Here is a 22,519-nt window from a genome sequence, read left to right on the forward strand (position 1 = left end):
GTCCGTTCGGCGACCCGCGCCGCGATTGTCTTGACGTGGGGGGATTGGCACGTCATCCTCGACTGCGTCGGATCGGCCCGTGGCGCTCTGCCCGGGCCCGACCCCCGTCGACGGTGTGGCGTGAGCCCGCTGGACACGGTTGGACGAGGCTGCCCTCTTTCGTGTATGCTCATCCTTTGCGCTGCCCTCTTTCCTGACCTCGCCTCAGACCCCAGCCCTTCGTGCCCTGCGGCACGGATTCGTGGCCTTGGTCCTCCGCGTGGTCGGAGCCGGCGGTCGGCGCTGCACCGGTTTCGAACCATCAGTATTGAACAAGGCCCGTGGAAGGACCCCTCCTTGGCTGCCTCGCGCAACGCGACTCAGACTGTGTCCACCGCACGGACGGCTTCCGGCCGTCTGTCGTTCGCGAAGATCCGCGAACCCCTCGAGGTCCCCGACCTCCTGGCGCTGCAAACCGAAAGCTTCGACTGGCTCCTCGGCAACGAGCGCTGGCAGGCCCGGGTCGCAGCCGCCAAGGCCGACGGCCGGGGGGATGTGCCGGATCGCTCCGGCCTCGAGGAGATCTTCGAGGAAATCTCTCCCATCGAGGACTTCAGCGGCTCGATGTCGCTGTCGTTCCGTGACCACCGCTTCGAGGAGGTCAAGTACTCCATCGAGGACTGCAAGGAGCGCGACCAGACCTACTCGGCGCCCCTGTTCGTCACCGCGGAGTTCATGAACACCACGACTGGCGAGATCAAGAGCCAGACCGTGTTCATGGGCGACTTCCCGCTCATGACCGAGCGCGGCACCTTCGTGATCAACGGCACCGAGCGCGTCGTCGTCTCGCAGCTGGTCCGCAGCCCGGGCGTCTACTTCGAGCGCACGCCCGACAAGACGTCCGACAAGGACATCTACACCGCCAAGGTCATCCCGAGCCGCGGTGCCTGGCTGGAGTTCGAGATCGACAAGCGCGACATGGTCGGCGTCCGCGTCGACCGCAAGCGCAAGCAGTCGGTCACGGTGCTCCTCAAGGCCCTGGGCATGTCCGAGGCCGAGATCCTCGAGGAGTTCGGCGACTTCGAGTCGATGCGCCTCACCCTGGAGAAGGACCACACGGCCGGCCAGGACGACGCGCTGCTCGACATCTACCGCAAGCTGCGCCCGGGCGAACCGCCGACCCGTGAGGCCGCCCAGACCCTGCTGGACAACCTCTACTTCAACCCCAAGCGCTACGACCTGGCCAAGGTCGGCCGTTACAAGATCGACCGCAAGCTGGGTGTCCCGGCCGAGCTCAACGCGTCCGTGCTGTCCGTGGACGACATCGTCGCCACGATCAAGTACATCGTCGCGCTGCACGCCGGCGAGGCCACGCTGACCGGCAAGAACGGCGAGGAGGTGCCGGTCGAGGTCGACGACATCGACCACTTCGGCAACCGTCGCCTGCGCAACGTCGGCGAGCTCATCCAGAACCAGGTCCGCACCGGGCTGTCCCGCATGGAGCGCGTCGTCCGCGAGCGCATGACCACGCAGGACGTCGAGGCGATCACGCCGCAGACCCTGATCAACATCCGCCCCGTGGTGGCCTCGATCAAGGAGTTCTTCGGCACCTCCCAGCTGTCGCAGTTCATGGACCAGAACAACCCGCTCGCGGGCCTGACGCACAAGCGGCGTCTGTCGGCCCTCGGCCCGGGTGGTCTGTCCCGTGACCGCGCCGGCATGGAGGTCCGTGACGTCCACCCGTCGCACTACGGCCGGATGTGCCCGATCGAGACCCCTGAGGGCCCGAACATCGGCCTGATCGGCTCGCTCGCCTCCTACGGCCGGATCAACGCGTTCGGCTTCATCGAGACGCCCTACCGCAAGGTCGTCAAGGGCAAGGTCACGGACGAGATCCACTACCTGTCCGCCGACGAGGAGGACCGCCACGTCATCGCACAGGCCAACGCCGTCATCAACGCCGACGGCCTGTTCACCGAGGACCGCGTCCTGGTCCGCACCAAGGGTGGCGAGGTCGACTACATCCCCGGCGCCGACGTCGACTACATGGACGTCTCGCCGCGCCAGATGGTGTCGGCCGCGACCGCGCTGATCCCGTTCCTCGAGCACGACGACGCCAACCGTGCACTGATGGGCTCCAACATGCAGCGCCAGGCGGTGCCGCTGGTGAAGTCCGAGGCGCCGCTGGTCGGCACCGGCATGGAGTACCGCGCCGCGCTCGACTCGGGCGACGTCGTCCGCGCCGAGACCGCCGGTGTGGTCACCGAGGTGTCCGCCGACCTCGTCACCGTCGCCGGTGACGACGGCTCGACCCGCACCTACCGGATCGCCAAGTTCGCGCGCTCCAACCAGGGCACGTCCTACAACCAGGTCGTCGTCGTCAACGAGGGCGACCGGGTCGAGGCCGGCGGCGTCATCGCCGACGGTCCCGCGACCGAGGGCGGCGAGATGGCCCTGGGCCGCAACCTGCTGGTGGCGTTCATGCCGTGGGAGGGCCACAACTACGAGGACGCGATCATCCTCAGCCAGCGCCTGGTGCAGGACGACGTCCTCTCCTCGATCCACATCGAGGAGCACGAGGTCGACGCCCGCGACACCAAGCTCGGCCCCGAGGAGATCACCCGGGACATCCCGAACGTCTCCGAGGAGGTCCTGGCCGACCTCGACGAGCGCGGCATCATCCGCATCGGTGCCGAGGTCCGCGACGGCGACCTGCTCGTCGGCAAGGTCACGCCCAAGGGTGAGACCGAGCTGACCCCGGAGGAGCGCCTGCTGCGCGCCATCTTCGGTGAGAAGGCCCGCGAGGTCCGCGACACGTCGCTCAAGGTGCCCCACGGCGAGACCGGCACGGTCATCGGCGTCAAGGTGTTCGACAAGGACGAAGGCGACGACCTGCCCCCGGGCGTCAACCAGCTGGTCCGCGTCTACGTCGCCAACAAGCGCAAGATCACCGACGGTGACAAGCTCGCCGGCCGGCACGGCAACAAGGGCGTCATCTCCAAGATCCTGCCCGTCGAGGACATGCCGTTCCTCGAGGACGGCACGCCCGTCGACGTCGTGCTCAACCCGCTCGGTGTCCCCGGTCGCATGAACGTCGGCCAGATCCTCGAGCTGCACCTCGGCTGGGCCGCCTCGCGCGGTTGGGAGATCGCCGGCAACCCGGACTGGGCCAAGCTCATCCCCGAGGACGCGCGTCAGGCCCCGGCCGGCACCCGCGTCGCCTCGCCGGTGTTCGACGGTGTGCGCGAGGACGAGATCGTGGGTCTGCTCGACTCGACGACCAAGACCCGCGACGACGTGCGGCTCATCGACGGCTCCGGCAAGTCCCGGCTCTTCGACGGTCGCTCCGGCGAGCCCTTCCCCGAGCCGGTGTCCGTGGGCTACATGTACATCCTCAAGCTGCACCACCTCGTGGACGACAAGATCCACGCCCGCAGCACCGGCCCCTACAGCATGATCACGCAGCAGCCGCTGGGTGGTAAGGCGCAGTTCGGTGGCCAGCGCTTCGGTGAGATGGAGGTGTGGGCCCTCGAGGCGTACGGCGCGGCCTACGCGCTGCAGGAGCTGCTCACCATCAAGTCGGACGACGTCCAGGGCCGCGTGAAGGTCTACGAGGCGATCGTCAAGGGCGACAACATCCCCGAGCCCGGCATCCCCGAGTCCTTCAAGGTGCTCATCAAGGAGATGCAGTCGCTGTGCCTCAACGTCGAGGTCCTGAACAGCGAGGGCACCTCGATCGAGCTGAAGGAGTCCGATGAGGACGTCTTCCGCGCGGCGGAGGAGCTCGGCATCGACCTGTCCCGGCGCGAGCCCAGTTCGGTCGAAGAGGTCTGACGGTATGCCGCGTGGTCACCGCCGGTGACCACGCGGCACACCTCCCCTCACGACCAACCCCACAGTTTCAAGCAAGAGACACGGAAGAAGGAACCACGTGCTCGACGTCAACTTCTTTGACGAACTGCGCATCGGCCTGGCCACGGCGGAGGACATCCGCCAGTGGAGCCACGGCGAGGTGAAGAAGCCCGAGACGATCAACTACCGCACGCTCAAGCCCGAGAAGGAGGGCCTGTTCTGCGAGCGCATCTTCGGCCCCACCCGGGACTGGGAGTGCAACTGCGGCAAGTACAAGCGGGTCCGCTTCAAGGGCATCATCTGCGAGCGCTGCGGCGTGGAGGTCACCCGCGCCAAGGTGCGTCGTGAGCGGATGGGCCACATCGAGCTCGCCGCCCCCGTCACCCACATCTGGTACTTCAAGGGCGTCCCGTCGCGCCTGGGCTACCTGCTCGACCTCGCCCCGAAGGACCTCGAGAAGGTCATCTACTTCGCGGCCTACATGATCACGTCGGTCGACGACGAGCAGCGCCACAAGGACCTGCCCTCGCTCGAGGCGCAGATCGAGGTGGAGAAGAAGGAGTTCGAGAACAAGCGCGACGCCGAGGTCGACACCCGCGCCAAGCGGCTCGAGTCCGACCTCGCCGAGCTCGAGGCCGAGGGCGCCAAGGCTGACGCGCGCCGCAAGGTCCGCGAGTCCGCCGAGCGCGAGATGAACCAGATCCGCAAGCGCGCCGACATGCAGATCGAGCGCATCGAGCAGGTCTGGGACCGGTTCAAGAACCTCAAGGTCCAGGACCTCGAGGGCGACGAGATCCTCTACCGCGAGATGCGTGACCGGTTCGGCCTCTACTTCGAGGGCGGCATGGGCGCGGCGGCGATCCAGAAGCGGCTCGAGGACTTCGACCTCGAGGCCGAGGCCGAGCTGCTGCGCGAGATCATCGCCACCGGCAAGGGCCAGAAGAAGACCCGTGCCCTCAAGCGGCTCAAGGTCGTCACCGCCTTCCAGGCGACGACCAACAAGCCGGCCGGCATGGTCCTCGACGCGGTCCCGGTCATCCCGCCGGACCTGCGCCCGATGGTGCAGCTCGACGGTGGCCGCTTCGCGACCTCGGACCTCAACGACCTCTACCGTCGCGTGATCAACCGCAACAACCGCCTCAAGCGCCTGCTCGACCTCGGCGCGCCCGAGATCATCGTCAACAACGAGAAGCGGATGCTGCAGGAGGCCGTCGACAGCCTCTTCGACAACGGCCGTCGCGGTCGCCCGGTGACGGGCCCCGGCAACCGTCCGCTCAAGTCGCTGTCCGACATGCTCAAGGGCAAGCAGGGCCGGTTCCGCCAGAACCTGCTCGGCAAGCGCGTCGACTACTCCGGCCGTTCGGTCATCGTCGTCGGCCCGCAGCTCAAGCTGCACCAGTGCGGCCTGCCCAAGCAGATGGCGCTCGAGCTGTTCAAGCCGTTCGTGATGAAGCGCCTGGTCGACCTCGACCACGCCCAGAACATCAAGTCGGCCAAGCGCATGGTGGAGCGCGCCCGCCCGGTCGTGTGGGACGTCCTCGAAGAGGTCATCACCGAGCACCCCGTGCTGCTCAACCGCGCACCCACCCTGCACCGCCTCGGCATCCAGGCTTTCGAGCCGCAGCTGGTCGAGGGCAAGGCCATCCAGATCCACCCGCTCGTCTGCTCGGCCTTCAACGCCGACTTCGACGGTGACCAGATGGCGGTGCACGTGCCGCTGAGCACCGAGGCGCAGGCCGAGGCCCGCATCCTCATGCTCTCGAGCAACAACATCCTCAAGCCGGCCGACGGTCGTCCGGTGACCATGCCCACCCAGGACATGATCATCGGGCTCTACCACCTCACCTCCGAGGTGGAGAACGGCAAGGGCTCGGGTCGGGCGTTCGCGTCGGTCTCCGAGGCGCGCATGGCGTTCGACGCCGGCGAGCTCGAGCTCGGCAGCAAGGTCAAGATCCGCCTGCTCGACGTCGTGCCGGTCCCCGGCACGGAGCTGCCCGAGGGCGTCGAGGCGAACGAGCAGGGCCAGGTGGCCTCGCTCGTCGTCGAGACCAGCCTCGGTCGCGCGCTGTTCAACCAGACCCTGCCGGTCGACTACCCGTTCGTGGACGCGGTCGTCGACAAGAAGCGTCTCTCGACCATCGTCAACGACCTGGCCGAGCGCTACAGCAAGGTCCAGGTGGCCGCGTCCCTCGACGCGCTCAAGGAGTACGGCTTCCACTGGGCGACCCGCTCGGGCACCACGGTGGCCATCTCCGACGTCGTGACCCCGCCGCGCAAGCTCGAGATCCTCGAGGGCTACGAGACCAAGGCCACCAAGGTCCAGGTCCAGTACGAGCGCGGTCTGATCACCGACGACGAGCGTCGCCAGGAGCTCATCGAGATCTGGACCCAGGCGACCAACGAGGTCGCCAAGGAGATGGAGGCCAACCTCCCGAAGACCAACACCATCTACAAGATGGTGTCCTCCGGGGCGCGAGGCAACTGGATGCAGCTGCGGCAGATCGCCGGTATGCGTGGTCTGGTGTCCAACCCGAAGGGTGACATCATCCCGCGACCGATCCGCGCGAACTTCCGCGAGGGCCTGTCCGTGCTCGAGTTCTTCATCTCCACGCACGGTTCCCGCAAGGGTCTGGCCGACACCGCGCTGCGCACCGCCGACTCGGGCTACCTGACCCGTCGCCTGGTGGACGTGTCGCAGGACGTCATCATCCGTGAGGACGACTGTGGCACCGAGCGTGGCCTGACCATGCCGATCGCGCAGAAGACCGCGTCGGGCGCCCTGGTCGAGCACGACGACGTGGAGACCTCGGTCTACGCGCGGACGCTCGCCGCCGACGTCGAGAAGGACGGCACCGTCCTGGCCGAGGCCGGCATCGACCTCGGTGACGTGGTCATCGACGCCCTCGTCGCCGCGGGCGTCGAGGAGGTCAAGGTCCGCTCGGTCCTCACCTGCGAGTCGCACGTCGGCACCTGTGCCGCCTGCTACGGCCGGTCGCTCGCGACCGGCAAGCTGGTCGACATCGGCGAGGCCGTCGGCATCATCGCGGCCCAGTCGATCGGTGAGCCCGGCACCCAGCTGACGATGCGTACCTTCCACACCGGTGGTGTGGCCGGTGACGACATCACGCAGGGTCTGCCGCGTGTCGTCGAGCTGTTCGAGGCGCGCACCCCCAAGGGTGTCGCCCCGATCGCCGAGGCGTCCGGTCGGGTGAGCATCGAGGACACCGACAAGACCCGCCGCATCATGCTCACCCCGGACGACGGCTCCGAGGAGCACGCCTACCCGGTGAGCAAGCGCGCGCGTCTGCTGGTCGCCGACGGCGACCACGTCGAGGTCGGCCACCGGCTCACGCAGGGTTCGATCGACCCCAAGCAGGTCCTTCGCATCCTCGGCCCGCGGGCGGTCCAGATGCACCTCGTCGACGAGGTGCAGCACGTCTACCGCCAGCAGGGTGTGTCGATCCACGACAAGCACATCGAGGTCATCGTCCGCCAGATGCTGCGACGGATCACGATCATCGAGTCCGCCGACGCCGACCTGCTCCCGGGTGAGCTGGCCGAGCGTGGTCGGTTCGAGACCGAGAACCGTCGCGTCGTCGCCGAGGGTGGTCGCCCGGCCTCGGGTCGCCCCGAGCTGATGGGTATCACCAAGGCGTCGCTGGCCACCGACTCGTGGCTCTCGGCCGCCTCCTTCCAGGAGACGACCCGGGTGCTCACCGAGGCCGCGATGAACGCCAAGTCGGACCCGCTGCTGGGTCTGAAGGAGAACGTCATCCTCGGAAAGCTGATCCCGGCCGGCACGGGTCTCCCGCGCTACCGGAACGTCAAGGTCGAGGCCACCGAGGAGGCCAAGGCCGCGATGTACTCGATGCCCAGCTACGAGTACGACTACCCGGTGTTCGGCCCCGGCTCCGGCGAGGCGATCCGCCTCGACGACGCCGAGCTCGGTCTCGACTGAGCGAACGGCTCCGCCCGCGAAGGGGCGGGTGCGCCGCGTGGTCACCACGCGGCGCACCCGCCCCTCGCGCGTGGCCCGGGCGGTGGCGGTCGGCGTGCGGGAACCGATTTGGTCGGGTCCCACGCAGGCGGTATCTTTGAACACTGTGTCTGAGGTCTGCCTCGGGCACGAGCGCCGGACAGCGGCACCGACCCGAGCAGCACGTCGGGACCGCGACCGGCACCACCTCTCGCCGGGCAACCCGCAACCGACCGATCACGGGCGTGTGCGGGGAGTGCAGGGGAGAGCGCCGAGCACGACACACCCGAATGCGGGGGTCGGGCAAGGCACCACACCAAGGAGTGTCAGCAGGACCGCAACCGCGGCCCGGCGGCACCGAACATCAACTACGTACGGAGAACAGGTTGCCTACGATCAACCAGCTTGTGCGCAAGGGGCGTCAGGACAAGGTCACCAAGACCAAGACCCCTGCCCTCAAGGGCTCGCCCCAGCGCCGTGGGGTGTGCACGCGTGTGTACACCACCACCCCCAAGAAGCCGAACTCTGCCCTGCGCAAGGTCGCCCGTGTGCGCCTCACCAGCGGCATCGAGGTCACGGCCTACATCCCGGGCGTCGGCCACAACCTGCAGGAGCACTCGATCGTGCTCGTGCGTGGCGGTCGTGTGAAGGACCTCCCGGGTGTCCGCTACAAGATCGTCCGCGGCTCGCTCGACACCCAGGGTGTCAAGAACCGCAAGCAGGCCCGCTCCCGTTACGGCGCGAAGATGGAGAAGAAGTAATGCCTCGCAAGGGACCCGCGCCCAAGCGCCCCCTCGTCGTCGACCCGGTCCACAACTCCCCGCTGGTGACCCAGCTGGTCAACAAGATCCTCCTCGATGGCAAGAAGTCCATCGCCGAGACGATCGTCTACGGCGCCCTCGAGGGCGTCAAGGAGAAGACCGGCTCCGACCCCGTCGTGACCCTCAAGCGCGCGCTGGACAACATCCGCCCGACGCTCGAGGTCAAGTCGCGCCGCGTCGGTGGCGCCACCTACCAGGTGCCGATCGAGGTCAAGCCCAACCGCGCGACCACGCTCGCCCTGCGCTGGATGGTCGGCTACTCGCGTCAGCGTCGTGAGAAGACCATGACCGAGCGCCTGATGAACGAGATCCTCGACGCGTCCAACGGCCTCGGCGCCGCGGTGAAGCGTCGCGAGGACACCCACAAGATGGCCGAGTCCAACAAGGCCTTCGCGCACTACCGCTGGTGACAGCGACCGGTATGCCGCGGGCGCACCTCGCGCCCGCGGCATACCGGAGGCGCGTGGTCGATGCTCCGCCACCCACGCACCACCACGAACTTTTCGCAACGAGCTGAGACGAGACGATCACATTGGCACTCGACGTCCTGACGGACCTGACCAAGGTCCGCAACATCGGGATCATGGCGCACATCGACGCCGGCAAGACGACGACGACTGAGCGCATCCTCTTCTACACCGGGGTCAACCACAAGATCGGTGAGACCCACGACGGTGCTTCGACCACCGACTGGATGGAGCAGGAGAAGGAGCGGGGCATCACCATCACCTCCGCTGCCGTCACCTCCTTCTGGGAGGGCACCCAGATCAACATCATCGACACCCCGGGTCACGTGGACTTCACGGTCGAGGTCGAGCGCTCGCTGCGCGTCCTCGACGGCGCCGTCGCCGTGTTCGACGGCAAGGAGGGCGTCGAGCCCCAGTCCGAGACCGTGTGGCGTCAGGCCGACAAGTACGACGTCCCCCGCATCGCGTTCGTCAACAAGATGGACAAGCTGGGCGCGGACTTCTACTTCACCGTCGACACCATCAAGGACCGCCTCGGCGCCGAGCCGCTGGTGCTCCAGCTCCCGATCGGTGCCGAGAACGACTTCGTCGGTGTCGTCGACCTGATCTACCGTCGCGCCCTGGTGTGGCCCGGTGACGCCAAGGGTGACGTCACCATGGGTGCCAAGTACGAGATCCAGGAGATCCCGGCCGACATGCTCGAGAAGGTCGAGGAGTACCGCCACGCTCTCGTCGAGCGCGTCGCCGAGTCCGACGACGACCTCATGGAGAAGTACCTCAACGGCGAGGAGCTGACCCCCGAGGAGATCAAGGGCGCGATCCGCAAGCTCACCGTCAACTCCGAGCTCTACCCCATCCTGTGCGGCTCCGCCTTCAAGAACCGCGGTGTGCAGCCGATGCTCGACGCCGTCGTCGACTACCTGCCGTCGCCGCTGGACGTCCCCCCGATGGTCGGCCACAAGCCGGGCAACGAGGACGTCGAGATGACGCGCAAGCCCAGCAAGGACGAGCCGTTCTCGGCGCTGGCCTTCAAGGTCGCCTCGCACCCGTTCTTCGGCACGCTGACCTTCATCCGGGTCTACTCCGGCCAGATCTCCTCCGGCTCCGCGGTCGTCAACACGACCAAGGGCCGCAAGGAGCGCATCGGCAAGCTGTTCCAGATGCACGCCAACAAGGAGAACCCGGTGGAGGAGGCCCTCGCGGGTCACATCTACGCGGCGATCGGCCTGAAGGACACCACGACCGGTGACACCCTGAGCGACCCGAACGAGCAGATCGTGCTCGAGTCGATGACGTTCCCGGACCCGGTCATCCAGGTGGCCATCGAGCCGAAGACGAAGGGTGACCAGGAGAAGCTCTCCACGGCCATCCAGAAGCTCTCCGCCGAGGACCCGACCTTCCAGGTGCACCACGACGAGGAGACCGGCCAGACCATCATCGCCGGCATGGGCGAGCTCCACCTCGACATCCTTGTGGACCGCATGAAGCGCGAGTTCAAGGTCGAGGCCAACGTCGGCAAGCCGCAGGTGGCCTACCGCGAGACGATCCGCCGGACGGTCGACAAGTACGACTACACCCACAAGAAGCAGACGGGTGGCTCCGGCCAGTTCGCGAAGATCCAGATCAGCATCGCGCCCCTCGACACCACCGAGTCGGGCGAGCTGTACGAGTTCGAGAACAAGGTCACCGGTGGTCGCGTCCCGCGCGAGTACATCCCCTCGGTGGACGCCGGCATCCAGGACGCCATGCAGTACGGCGTGCTGGCCGGTTACCCGCTGGTGGGCATCAAGGCCACCCTGCTCGACGGCGCCTACCACGACGTCGACTCCTCCGAGATGGCGTTCAAGATCGCCGGCTCGATGGCGCTCAAGGAGGCCGTCCGCAAGGCCGACCCCGTGCTGCTCGAGCCGATGATGGCCGTCGAGGTGCGCACGCCCGAGGACTACATGGGCGACGTCATCGGCGACATCAACTCCCGCCGTGGCCAGATCCAGGCCATGGAGGACATCAGTGGTGCCAAGGTCGTCCGCGGCCTGGTGCCCCTGTCGGAGATGTTCGGCTACGTCGGCGACCTGCGGTCCAAGACGCAGGGCCGGGCGAACTACTCGATGGAGTTTGACTCCTACGCCGAGGTCCCCAAGGCTGTTGCCGAGGAGATCATCAAGAAGACCCGTGGTGAGTGACCGGTAGCATTACCGGTCGCACCACGGACTGCAGAGTTCCACCACCCCCAATCCGCGCCACGTCCCGCCTGGGAACACGGCGTTCCACCAAAGAAGAGTCCTGAGGAGGACATCAAGTGGCGAAGGCAAAGTTCGAGCGGACTAAGCCGCACGTCAACATCGGCACCATTGGTCACATCGACCACGGTAAGACGACGCTGACGGCTGCGATTTCCAAGGTCCTGCACGACAAGTACCCGGACCTGAACCCGCAGTTCGCGTTCGACGACATCGACAAGGCACCCGAAGAGAAGCAGCGCGGTATCACGATCTCGATCGCGCACATCGAGTACCAGACGGAGAGCCGTCACTACGCCCACGTCGACTGCCCCGGACACGCTGACTACGTGAAGAACATGATCACGGGTGCGGCGCAGATGGACGGTGCGATCCTCGTCGTCGCGGCCACCGACGGCCCGATGCCGCAGACCAAGGAGCACATCATCCTGGCTCGCCAGGTCGGCGTCCCCTACATCGTCGTGGCGCTGAACAAGGCCGACATGGTCGACGACGAGGAGATCCTCGAGCTCGTCGAGATGGAGGTCCGCGAGCTGCTGTCCACCTACGAGTTCCCCGGCGACGACGTCCCGGTGGTCAAGGTCTCGGCGCTGAAGGCGCTCGAGGGCGACGCCGAGTGGGGCAAGTCCGTCCTGGAGCTCATGGACGCGGTCGACGCCTCCATCCCGGAGCCCGAGCGTGACGTGGACAAGCCGTTCCTCATGCCCGTCGAGGACGTCTTCACGATCACCGGTCGTGGCACCGTCGTCACCGGCCGCATCGAGCGTGGCGTCCTGAAGGTCAACGAGGACGTCGAGATCGTCGGCATCCACGAGGGCCCCGCGACCAAGACCACGGTCACCGGCATCGAGATGTTCCGCAAGCTGCTCGACGAGGGTCGTGCGGGCGAGAACGTCGGCCTGCTCATCCGCGGTATCAAGCGCGAGGAGGTGGAGCGTGGCCAGGTCATCGTCAAGCCGGGCTCGATCACCCCGCACACGAACTTCGAGGCCAACGTCGTCATCCTCTCCAAGGACGAGGGCGGCCGTCACACGCCGTTCTACGACAACTACCGCCCGCAGTTCTACTTCCGCACCACGGACGTCACCGGCGTCGTCAAGCTGCCGGACGGCACCGAGATGGTCATGCCCGGTGACAACACCGAGATGTCGGTCGAGCTCATCCAGCCGATCGCCATGGAAGAGGGCCTGAAGTTCGCCATCCGCGAGGGTGGCCGGACCGTCGGCGCCGGCCGCGTCACCAAGATCACCAAGTAAGCACGGCGATCTGCCTGACGTAGCACCTGCACCACCGAAGGACCCCGCGGCATGGCCGCGGGGTCCTTCGTCTTGGGTGCAGGTTCTGGCCCGGTATGCCGGGTTCGCCCGGTTCCCGGGTACGGCTGCTGGGGGAGGTGCGCCGGTCCGGGCGGGACTACGTTCAGGGCCATGGGCTTCGGGGTCGGGAACCGTCGGCTGCGCCGGGTGGCGTTGGGCGCTGCCGTGCTGCTCGTCGTGCTCGCCGGTCCCGTGGCGTCGGCTCCCGGCGACCCGACCGTGCGGTTCAGCGCCGCCGGTGACTTCTCGGCGGGTGCGAGCGCGACCAGCGTGTTGAACCTGATCGGCTCGCTCGACAACGACTTCCACGCCGCCCTCGGCGACATGTCCTACGGGACCACCGGCGCGGAGGACGCCTGGTGCAACCTGGTCAAGGCCGGGGTGGGCGAGGGCTACCCGTTCGAGCTGGTCTCGGGCAACCACGAGAGCAACGGCCAGAACGGCAACATCAACGACTTCTCGGCCTGCCTGCCCAACCAGCTCCCGGGACTCAAGGGCACCTACGGCCGGCAGTACTACGTCGACGTGCCCGCCAACGCGCCGCTGGTGCGCTACGTCGCGGTGAGCTCGGGCATCCCGTTCACGACCGGCACCAAGTCCTATGCGTCGGGCACGCCCGAGTACGCGTGGACGTCGGCAGCCATCGACGGGGCTCGAGCGGCCGGCATACCGTGGGTCGTCGTCGGCAACCACACGCCCTGCGTGAGCCTCGGTGAGTACGCCTGCGAGATGGGCTCCGACCTCGCGAACCTGTTGCTGGCCAAGAAGGTCGACGTGGTCCTGACCGGCCACGAGCACATCTACCAGCGCACCAAGCAGCTGACCACCCGCACCGGGTGCGCCACGCTCGTGCCCGGCACCTTCAACGCGACGTGCGTCGTCGACTCCGACAACGACCTCGCGGCCGGCGCGGGCACCGTCTTCGCCACGGTGGGCACGGGCGGGATCAACCAGCGCAACGTCAACACCACGGACCCCGAGGCGGGCTACTTCGCCGCCTATGCGGGTCTGAACGTCAACTCCACCTTCGGTGTCCTGGACTTCTCGCTGACCTCCGACGTGCTCACCGCGACCTTCCGCCGCGCGTCAGGGGGCACCTTCTCCGACGCCTTCACGATCACCAAGGGCGTGGCCCCGCCGAACCAGCCGCCCACGGCGGCCTTCACGCCGACCTGCACGCAGCTGGCCTGCTCGGTCGACGCCTCGGCCAGCAGCGACGCCGACGGCACCATCGCGTCCTACGCGTGGCAGTTCGGTGACGGCACGACCGGCACCGGGGTCAACGCGAGCCGCACGTACGCCGCGGCGGGCACCTACACGATCACGCTCACCGTCACCGACGACGACGGCGCCACCGACACCACCACGCGGTCGGTCACGGTCGCGCCCACGCCCAACCAGCTGCCCACGGCCAGCTTCACCACCAGCTGCACCGACCTGGCCTGCTCCTTCAACGGCACCGGCTCCAGCGACCCCGACGGCACCATCGCCTCCTACGCCTGGCAGTGGGGTGACGGCACCGCCGACGGCACGGGCGCCACCGCCAACCACACGTATGCCGCGGCAGGCACCTACACCGCGCGGCTCACGGTCACCGACAACGCCGGGGCCACGGGGACCACGACCAAGGACGTGACGGTCACGGCGCCGCCTCCGGTGACGGTGCTGGCCGCCGACGCCTACGGGCGGACGCTCGCCACCGGCTGGGGCAGCGCCGACACCGGTGGCGCCTGGACCACCAACGCCTCGTCGAGCGCGCTGTCGGTCACCGGCGGGGCGGGACAGGTGCGGCTGAACGCCGGCTCCGGGCCGTGGCTCGCCCTGGCGGGGGTCTCCTCGTCCTCGACCGACCTGGTGACCACGATCTTCCTGGACAAGGTGCCGACCGGCAGCGGCGCCTACGTCTCCCTCAACGGCCGGCGGGTGCCCGGGGTCGGCGACTACCGCGCCAAGGTGCACTACACCTCCAACGGCGGGGTGTGGCTCTCCCTGCAGCGCGCCACCGCCGCGAACGCCGAGACGGTGCTGGCGGCCGAGACGCAGGTCCCGGGCATCACGATGGCAGCCGGTGAGAAGCTGCTCGCCCGCGTGCAGGTCACCGGCACCTCGCCCACGACGGTGCGCGCGAGGGTGTGGAAGGCCGGCACCACCGAGCCGACCACCTGGCAGAAGACCGCGACGGACTCCACGTCCGGGTTCCAGGCAGCCGGCGGAGTGGGTTTCTACCTCTACCTGTCCGGCGCGGCGACCAACGCCCCGATCGCGTTCAACTTCGACGACCTCAAGGCCGTCCCGGGGCCCTGACCTGGCTCGCGCGGCCGCGGTCGTACTCCGCCGCGGTCAGCTCGTAGACCACCTCGCCGAGCTCGGCGCCGGGCAGGGGGTCGGCCCACTCGCGCACCTCGGTGCGCGCGTGGCGCAGGCCGATCCGCTCTAGCACCGCACGGGAGCGCGCGTTGACAGCCATCGTCTCGGCCCAGATCCGCTGCAGCCGCACCGTCTCGAAACCGTGTTGCACGAGGCGGGCGGCGCCCTCGCTGGCCAGGCCGCGACCCCAGGCCCGCTGGCGCAGCCGGTAGCCGAGCTCCGCCTCGCCGTCGGCGGTCGGCGTCAGGCACAGCCAGCCGACGAACTCGTCGCCCTCGTAGGCCGACCAGTAACCCAGCCCCAGGGCGTCGTGCGCGGGGTCGGTGCGTTGCGGCAGCCACACCTCGATCGCCTCCTCGGCAGGCGTGGCGCGACCGGTGAGGTGCGCCATCACGGCGGGGTCGCCGTCGAGCTCGACGAGCAGGTCGCTCTCGTCGGCCGACAGCGGGCGCAGCGCCAGCCGGTCGGTGGTCAGACCCGGCCGGGCCATCACGGTGCCGTCGCCAGCAGCTCCGGACCGAGCTCGGCCACCGAGCCGATGCCGGACAGGCCCATCGTGAGGTCGAGCTCGGCGACGATGTTGGCGAGCACGTCGCGCACGCCGTCGCGGCCGGCCAGCGCCAGCCCGTAGACGTACGGGCGCCCGATCGCGACGGCGTCGGCCCCGAGCGCCAGCGCCTTGACCACGTCGCTGCCGGTCCGGACCCCGCTGTCGAGCACGACCGGGAGGTCGGGTCCCACGGCAGACCGGACCGCCGGCAGGGCGTCGAGCGAGGCGATCGCGCCATCGACCTGACGCCCTCCGTGGTTGCTGACCACGATGCCGCTCGCTCCGATCTCGACCGCCCGGGCGGCGTCGTCGGGGTGGAGCACGCCCTTGACGAGGAACGGCAACGAGGTGCGGTCGCGCAGGGTGGCCAACCGGTCCCAGGTGAGGCCGGGGTTGGAGTAGATGTCGAGGAACGTCTCGACGGCGGCCCGGGGCACGGGGGAGCGCAGGTTCGTGCGCAGGTCGCCGGGGTGCTCCCGGCTGATCGACAGGAGTGACCGCAGCGCGCCGAGGGTCACCTTCACGTCGTCGGACCCGCCGTTCCCGGCCGCCTTCGCCGCCACCCGCTCGGCGACGATCTCCTGGAAGCGGGGATCGGAGGTGTACTGCGCGATCCCGATGCCCTGCGAGAACGGCAGCGATCCGAGGTTGAGGTCCTGCGGTCGCCAGCCCAGCATCGTCGTGTCGAGCGTGACCACGACGGCCTCGGCCCCGCTGGCCTCGGCCCGCGCGAGCAGGCTGTCGACGAGCGGCTCGTCGGTCGACCAGTAGAGCTGGAACCACCGCGGCCCCGACGCCATCGCGGCGGCGACGTCCTCCATCGGGGAGCAGCCCTGGTTGCTGAGGATGTAGGGCAGGCCCAGCTCGGCGGCGGCTGCCCCGATCGCGGTGTCGCTGTCGCGTCGCACGAGGCCGGCCGCGCCCACCGGGGCGAGCAGCACCGGTGCCGGCAGCCGCCGGCCGAGCAGCTCGACGGACAGGTCCCGGCTGACCCGGCCGGGCAGCATACGAGGCACGATGCGGTGCCGCTCGAAGGCGACCCGGTTGGCGCGGGCAGTCGTGCCCTCGCCGGCCGCGCCGGCGACGTACGCCCAGGCCCGCGGCGACATCTCGGCCTGCGCGCGGCGCTCCAGCTCGGCGAAGTCGGTGGGCACGGTGGGTCGCGACCCGAGCACGCCGGCGCGGTACACGAGCGACTGACGGGTGCGGCCGGGACCTGCGTGAGCCGGTCCGGGCGCCTGCGGTTCCTCCTGCATGGCCCGATCCTGCCAGCCCGGCGGCCACGCGCGGCTGTGGACGTCCCGCTGGAATGACAGCCTGGTGACAGGTTCGCCACGGGTGCCTCCAAGCGGGGGGACGCAGCCTCGAGGGAGCAGGGACGCACCGCAGCGTCCCGTGACCGAGAGACTGTGTCTCCGAAAGGAAGTGCGCCCACGATGCCCACCGTCAGCAAGACCCTGAAGATCGCCGCAGCCGGAGGCGTGGCCGCCGTCGTCGCGGGCCTCGGCGCGAGCGCGGCGATGGCCGACAGCACGCCGAGCCCGAGCGGGACGACCACGACGGCACCCTCCCAGGAGGGGCCGGGACGAGCCGGCCCGGGCGGCGGACCCGGCGGCCGGCACGGCGGACCCGGTGGCCTCGACGCCGCCGCGCTCGCCAAGCAGCTCGGCCTGACCGAGGCCAAGGTCACCGCGGCGCTGGAGAAGGTGCGGGCGACCGACCAGCCGCCCACACCGCCGGCCGAGGGGACCAGGCCCACCCCGCCCACGGAAGCCCAGCGCCAGGCCCGCGAGAAGGCCCACGTCGCCGCGCTGGCCAAGGCCCTCGGCGTCGGCGAGGCCAAGGTGCAGGCCGCTCTCGACGGGGTCCGGGCCCAGCGCGAGGCCGGCCGTCGGACGGACCTGTCGACCCGGCTCGACGCCGCGGTCAAGGCCGGGAAGCTGTCCGCCGCCGACCAGGCATCGGTGCTCAAGGCCTTCGACGCAGGTGTGCTCGGGGGTGGGCCCCGCCCCTGACCCGGGCCCGCCGCACCACCGGCCACGGCCACGCCTCGTTCCCCCGCGAGCGCGTGGCCGTGGTCCGTTTCGTGCTGCGATGGGGCATTCGGGCGGCCTGCGACGCGCCACCGGCACGGGTATGCCGGGTGCCTGCGGCTCGATTTGGTAGGTCACCGCCCGCTCTGGCACACTGGACCGGTTGCTTGACGCGCGCCGTTGACCCATGTCGACGCCGCCACCCCCGGTGCCACACCTCGAACCGTGCTCTCACGCACGGGGCGACACTCCAGGGAAGCGCAAGCCCCGGCTCTGCCGGACTTCCGAGAAATCCGCACGATCTGCGTGGAAGCGCATGTCGTCGGGCCGCGGAGCGGGTGCGACACACCCGACCGCGGGGGTCGGAGGGACGCAGAGGCGGCCACAAGCTAGATGTTCGGCGAGAGAGAGACGTAACGGAGATGGCGGGACAGAAGATCCGCATCCGACTGAAGTCGTATGACCACGAGGTCATCGACAACTCGGCGCGCAAGATTGTCGACACGGTGACCCGTGCCGGTGCGACGGTGGTCGGCCCTGTGCCGCTGCCCACGGAGAAGAACGTCTTCGTGGTGATCCGTTCGCCCCACAAGTACAAGGACAGCCGCGAGCACTTCGAGATGCGCACCCACAAGCGCTTGATCGACATCATCGACCCGACGCCCAAGGCCGTCGACTCGCTGATGCGCCTCGACCTGCCGGCTGACGTCAACATCGAGATCAAGCTCTGAGGCTGGCGACAATGACCACCACTGCTACCAAGACCGTGAAGGGTGTGCTGGGCACGAAGCTCGGCATGACCCAGGTGTGGGACGCCGAGAACCGGCTCGTCCCCGTCACCGTCATCCAGGCGGGTCCCTGCGTCGTGACGCAGGTGCGCGCCAGCGCGACCGACGGCTACGACGCCGTCCAGATCGCGTTCGGCGCCATCGACCCCCGCAAGGTGACCAAGCCCCTGACCGGGCACTTCGAGAAGGCCGGCGTGACCCCGCGTCGCCACCTCGTGGAGCTCCGCACCGCTGACGCCGCCGAGTACTCGCTCGGCCAGGAAGTCACGGTCGAGACCTTCGAGGCCGGCCAGGACATCGACGTCACCGGCACCACCAAGGGCAAGGGCTTCGCCGGCGTCATGAAGCGACACGGCTTCCACGGCGTCAGCTCCTCCCACGGTGCCCACAAGAACCACCGCAAGCCGGGCTCGATCGGTGGCTGCGCCACCCCGGGTCGCGTCTTCAAGGGCATGCGCATGGCCGGCCGCATGGGCGGCGTGCGCCAGACCACCCAGAACCTCACGATCCACGCCGTGGACGTGGAGCGGGGCCTGCTGCTCGTCAAGGGTGCCGTCCCCGGCCCCCGCAACGGCACGGTCCTCGTCCGCACGGCTGCGAAGGGAGCCTGATCACCATGGCTACCAAGACTGTCGTCGCCGACCTGCCCGCCGAGATCTTCGACGTCCAGGTCAACGTCCCGCTGATCCACCAGGTCGTCGTGGCCCAGCTGGCCGCTGCGCGTCAGGGCACGCACTCCACCAAGACCCGCGGCGAGGTCCGCGGTGGTGGCCGCAAGCCTTACCGCCAGAAGGGCACCGGCCGCGCCCGTCAGGGCTCGACCCGCGCCCCGCAGTTCGCCGGTGGTGGCGTCGTCCACGGCCCGCAGCCGCGTGACTACTCCCAGCGCACCCCCAAGAAGATGAAGGCCGCCGCCCTGCGTGGCGCCCTCTCCGACCGGGCCCGCCACGACCGCGTGCACGTCGTCGAGTCGCTGGTGACGGGGTCCGCCCCGTCCACCAAGGACGCCGCCGCGCTGCTCGCCGGTCTGACCGAGCGCACCAACCTGCTCGTCGTGCTCGACCGCAGCGACCTGGTGTCGCTGAAGTCGGTCCGCAACCTCGACGGCGTGCACGTGCTCGCCGCCGACCAGCTCAACACGTATGACGTGCTGTGCGCGGACGACGTCGTGTTCACCAAGGCCGGCCTCGAGGCGTTCGTCACCAAGGCCCAGCCGGTCGGTGGCGTCGAGGTCACCATCGTGACCGACGAGGCTGCGGACGAGAAGCCCGCCAAGGCCACCAAGACCGCTGCCAAGGCTGACAAGGCCGACAAGCCCGCCAAGGCTGAGAAGGCTGAGAAGGCTGAGAAGCCCGCCAAGAAGGCCGCCGCGAAGAAGGCCACCGCCACGAAGGCCGCCAAGGCCGACGCGGACGACAAGGCCGAGGAGGAGACCAAGTGAGCAGCCTCGCTGCAGGCAAGGACCCGCGCGACATCCTGATCGCACCGGTCGTGTCGGAGAAGTCGTACTCGCTGCTCGACCAGGGCAAGTACACCTTCATCGTCGACCCCCGGGCCAACAAGACCGAGATCAAGATCGCCGTCGAGCGCGTCTTCGGAGTGAAGGTCGACTCCGTCCACACCCTCAACCGAGTCGGCAAGACCCGCCGCACCCGGTTCGGCATCGGCAAGCGCAAGGACACCAAGCGTGCGATCGTCACCCTCCGCGAGGGCTCGATCGACATCTTCGGTGCCGGCGCCTGACGGACACGCTGAGAAACGTAAGGGATCACTAACCATGGGTATCCGCAAGTACAAGCCGACGACGCCTGGCCGTCGTGGCTCCAGCGTCGCCGACTTCGTCGAGGTCACGCGCTCCACGCCGGAGAAGTCGCTGGTCCGCCCGCTGACGAAGTCCGGTGGACGCAACAGCAACGGCCGCATCACCACCCGCCACATCGGTGGTGGCCACAAGCGCGCCTACCGCGTCATCGACTTCCGTCGCCACGACAAGGACGGCGTGCCGGCCAAGGTCGCTCACATCGAGTACGACCCCAACCGCACCGCGCGCATCGCGCTGCTGCACTACGCCGACGGTGAGAAGCGCTACATCCTGGCCCCCCGTGGCCTGGAGCAGGGCGCCAACATCGAGAACGGCCCCTCGGCCGACATCAAGCCCGGCAACAGCCTGCCGCTGCGCAACATCCCGACCGGTACGGTCATCCACGCCGTCGAGCTCAAGCCCGGTGGCGGCGCGAAGATCGCCCGCTCGGCCGGTGTGCGCGTGCAGCTCGTCGCCAAGGACGGCCCCTACGCGCAGCTGCGCATGCCGTCCGGTGAGATCCGCAACGTCGACCTGCGCTGCCGCGCCACGGTCGGCGAGGTGGGCAACGCCGAGCAGTCCAACATCAACTGGGGCAAGGCCGGCCGCATGCGGTGGAAGGGCAAGCGCCCGACCGTCCGTGGTGTCGCCATGAACCCGGTCGACCACCCGCACGGTGGTGGTGAGGGCAAGACCTCCGGTGGTCGCCACCCGGTCAGCCCCTGGGGTCAGGCCGAGGGCCGCACCCGCCGCCCCGGCAAGCCGAGCGACAAGCTGATCGTTCGCCGCCGTCGTACTGGCAAGAAGCGCTGATAGGAGCCTGGAAGCATGCCTCGCAGTTTGAAGAAGGGCCCCTTCATCGACGACCACCTTCAGAAGAAGGTCGACGTCCAGAACGAAGCGGGTACCAAGAACGTCATCAAGACCTGGTCGCGTCGGTCGGTCATCAGCCCCGACATGCTGGGTCACACCCTCGCCGTGCACGACGGCCGCAAGCACGTCCCGGTGTTCGTCACCGAGTCGATGGTCGGTCACAAGCTCGGTGAGTTCGCGCCGACCCGCACGTTCAAGGGTCACGTGAAGGACGACAAGAAGGGGCGTCGTCGCTGATGACCGCCTCCACCGACAACAAGGACAACGTGATGGAAGCCAAGGCGAGTGCGCGGCACGTCCGCGTCACGCCCCAGAAGGCCCGCCGCATCGTGGACCTGATCCGCGGCAAGCAGGCCGTCGAGGCGATTGCCGTGCTGCGGTTCGCGCCGCAGTCCGCGTCCGACCCGATCCAGAAGGTGCTCGAGAGCGCCATCGCCAACGCCCGGGTCAAGGCCGACAAGGCCTCCGAGGCGTTCGACGAGCGCGACCTGGTCATCAGCGCCGCCTTCGTCGACGAGGGTCCGACCATGAAGCGGTTCCGCCCGCGGGCCCAGGGCCGCGCGGCACGCATCAACAAGCGGACCAGCCACATCACCGTGGTCGTCACGCCGAAGACCACCAAGGGAGGCACCCGCTAATGGGTCAGAAGGTCAACCCGCACGGCTTCCGCCTCGGTATCACCACCGAGCACAAGAGCCGCTGGTTCGCTGACTCCACCAAGGAGGGTCAGCGCTACCGCGACTACGTCAAGGAAGACGTCGCCATCCGCAAGCTCATGTCCGAGGGCATGGAGCGGGCCGGCATCTCCCGCGTCGAGATCGAGCGCACCCGTGACCGCGTCCGTGTGGACATCCACACTGCGCGCCCGGGCATCGTCATCGGTCGCCGCGGCGCCGAGGCCGACCGCATCCGTGGCGAGCTCGAGAAGCTCACCGGCAAGCAGGTCCAGCTGAACATCCTCGAGGTCAAGAACCCCGAGGTCGACAGCCAGCTCGTCGCGCAGGGCATCGCCGAGCAGCTCTCTGCTCGCGTGTCGTTCCGTCGCGCGATGCGCAAGGGCATGCAGTCCGCCACCCGCGCCGGCGCCAAGGGCATCCGTGTCCAGGTCTCCGGTCGCCTCGGCGGCGCCGAGATGTCCCGCACGGAGTTCTACCGTGAGGGTCGCGTCCCGCTGCACACCCTGCGTGCGCAGATCGACTACGGCTTCTACGAGGCCCGCACCACCTTCGGCCGCATCGGCGTCAAGGTGTGGATCTACAAGGGTGACGTCACCGCCCGTGAGCTGGCCCAGCAGCAGGCTGCTGCGCCGCGCCCGAGCCGTGGCCCCCGTCGTGACGGTGCCGACCGTCCGGCCCGCGCCCGTCGCGAGCGTCCGGAGGCCGCCGCCACCGAGACCGCTGCTGAGGCCCCCGCCGCTGAGGCGACCGCAGCCAGCACTGAGGGAGAGCAGTCCTGA

At 68.8% G+C, this 22,519-nt stretch carries 17 protein-coding genes and 1 pseudogene; 16 read left to right on the top strand and 2 right to left on the bottom strand.

Annotation, left to right across the window (positions count from 1 at the left end):
* Positions 1-336: 336 nt before the first annotated feature.
* From rpoB to BLQ34_RS19060, 7 genes are all read left to right on the top strand, one after another.
* On the top strand, positions 337-3,813 hold the full coding sequence (rpoB, locus tag BLQ34_RS18450) for a DNA-directed RNA polymerase subunit beta (protein ID WP_091788911.1): 3,477 nt from the start codon (positions 337-339) through the stop codon (positions 3,811-3,813).
* 97 nt (positions 3,814-3,910) lie between these two features.
* Positions 3,911-7,789, top strand: a complete 3,879-nt coding sequence (locus tag BLQ34_RS18455) for a DNA-directed RNA polymerase subunit beta' (RefSeq protein ID WP_091788915.1) — start codon at positions 3,911-3,913, stop codon at positions 7,787-7,789.
* Between the two features lie 404 nt (positions 7,790-8,193).
* Positions 8,194-8,568 carry a 30S ribosomal protein S12 gene (rpsL, locus tag BLQ34_RS18460; RefSeq protein WP_056883290.1) on the top strand — a complete coding sequence of 125 codons (375 nt, stop codon included), beginning with the start codon at positions 8,194-8,196 and terminating at the stop codon, positions 8,566-8,568.
* Positions 8,568-9,038 (top strand): 30S ribosomal protein S7, encoded by a 471-nt coding sequence (rpsG, locus tag BLQ34_RS18465; RefSeq protein WP_056915473.1) that lies wholly within the window; start codon positions 8,568-8,570, stop codon positions 9,036-9,038. Before rpsL ends, rpsG begins: the two co-directional genes overlap by 1 nt.
* A gap of 122 nt (positions 9,039-9,160) precedes the next feature.
* Positions 9,161-11,278, top strand: a complete 2,118-nt coding sequence (gene fusA / locus BLQ34_RS18470) for an elongation factor G (protein WP_091788918.1) — start codon at positions 9,161-9,163, stop codon at positions 11,276-11,278.
* A 116-nt stretch (positions 11,279-11,394) separates the two neighbouring features.
* Positions 11,395-12,591 (top strand): elongation factor Tu, encoded by a 1,197-nt coding sequence (gene tuf / locus BLQ34_RS18475; protein WP_091788921.1) that lies wholly within the window; start codon positions 11,395-11,397, stop codon positions 12,589-12,591.
* 171 nt (positions 12,592-12,762) lie between these two features.
* Entirely contained in the window at positions 12,763-14,955 is a 2,193-nt protein-coding gene (locus tag BLQ34_RS19060) for a PKD domain-containing protein (protein ID WP_172829428.1), read from the top strand.
* On the opposite strand, the gene BLQ34_RS18485 is transcribed toward BLQ34_RS19060, so the two are convergent.
* Positions 14,933-15,508, bottom strand: a complete 576-nt coding sequence (locus BLQ34_RS18485) for a GNAT family N-acetyltransferase (RefSeq protein ID WP_091790228.1) — start codon at positions 15,506-15,508, stop codon at positions 14,933-14,935. The two genes, BLQ34_RS19060 and BLQ34_RS18485, sit on opposite strands and share 23 nt — an antisense overlap.
* Positions 15,508-16,824 (bottom strand): alpha-hydroxy-acid oxidizing protein, encoded by a 1,317-nt coding sequence (locus BLQ34_RS18490; protein WP_091788924.1) that lies wholly within the window; start codon positions 16,822-16,824, stop codon positions 15,508-15,510. Before BLQ34_RS18490 ends, BLQ34_RS18485 begins: the two co-directional genes overlap by 1 nt.
* Before the next feature lie 180 nt (positions 16,825-17,004).
* Between BLQ34_RS18490 and BLQ34_RS18495 the strand changes: the two genes are divergently transcribed.
* The 9 genes and pseudogenes from BLQ34_RS18495 to rpsC all read left to right on the top strand — a co-directional run bounded on the left by BLQ34_RS18495 (position 17,005) and on the right by rpsC (position 22,519).
* Positions 17,005-17,583, top strand: coding sequence for a hypothetical protein (locus BLQ34_RS18495; protein ID WP_091788927.1), 579 nt, complete (start codon positions 17,005-17,007; stop codon positions 17,581-17,583).
* 440 nt (positions 17,584-18,023) lie between these two features.
* On the top strand, positions 18,024-18,332 hold the full coding sequence (rpsJ, locus tag BLQ34_RS18500; RefSeq protein ID WP_009775966.1) for a 30S ribosomal protein S10: 309 nt from the start codon (positions 18,024-18,026) through the stop codon (positions 18,330-18,332).
* Positions 18,333-18,343: 11 nt separating this feature from the next.
* Positions 18,344-19,000, top strand: a complete 657-nt coding sequence (gene rplC, locus BLQ34_RS18505; protein WP_091779854.1) for a 50S ribosomal protein L3 — start codon at positions 18,344-18,346, stop codon at positions 18,998-19,000.
* A gap of 5 nt (positions 19,001-19,005) precedes the next feature.
* A pseudogene (gene rplD / locus BLQ34_RS18510) lies at positions 19,006-19,602 on the top strand (50S ribosomal protein L4); the annotation flags it as partial.
* Positions 19,603-19,826: 224 nt separating this feature from the next.
* Positions 19,827-20,132, top strand: coding sequence for a 50S ribosomal protein L23 (rplW, locus tag BLQ34_RS18515; RefSeq protein ID WP_056915466.1), 306 nt, complete (start codon positions 19,827-19,829; stop codon positions 20,130-20,132).
* A 34-nt stretch (positions 20,133-20,166) separates the two neighbouring features.
* Positions 20,167-21,003 carry a 50S ribosomal protein L2 gene (gene rplB / locus BLQ34_RS18520; RefSeq protein WP_091779860.1) on the top strand — a complete coding sequence of 279 codons (837 nt, stop codon included), beginning with the start codon at positions 20,167-20,169 and terminating at the stop codon, positions 21,001-21,003.
* A gap of 15 nt (positions 21,004-21,018) precedes the next feature.
* Positions 21,019-21,300, top strand: a complete 282-nt coding sequence (rpsS, locus tag BLQ34_RS18525; protein WP_009775961.1) for a 30S ribosomal protein S19 — start codon at positions 21,019-21,021, stop codon at positions 21,298-21,300.
* Positions 21,301-21,332: 32 nt separating this feature from the next.
* A complete protein-coding gene (gene rplV / locus BLQ34_RS18530; RefSeq protein ID WP_091788934.1) occupies positions 21,333-21,701 on the top strand; it encodes a 50S ribosomal protein L22 in 369 nt (122 codons plus the stop codon).
* Positions 21,701-22,519 carry a 30S ribosomal protein S3 gene (gene rpsC / locus BLQ34_RS18535; RefSeq protein WP_091779863.1) on the top strand — a complete coding sequence of 273 codons (819 nt, stop codon included), beginning with the start codon at positions 21,701-21,703 and terminating at the stop codon, positions 22,517-22,519. The genes rplV and rpsC overlap by 1 nt, the downstream gene beginning before the upstream one ends.

Origin of the sequence: Pedococcus dokdonensis, assembly GCF_900104525.1 — a bacterium.
Taxonomy (GTDB): Bacteria; Actinomycetota; Actinomycetes; order Actinomycetales; family Dermatophilaceae; genus Pedococcus; species Pedococcus dokdonensis.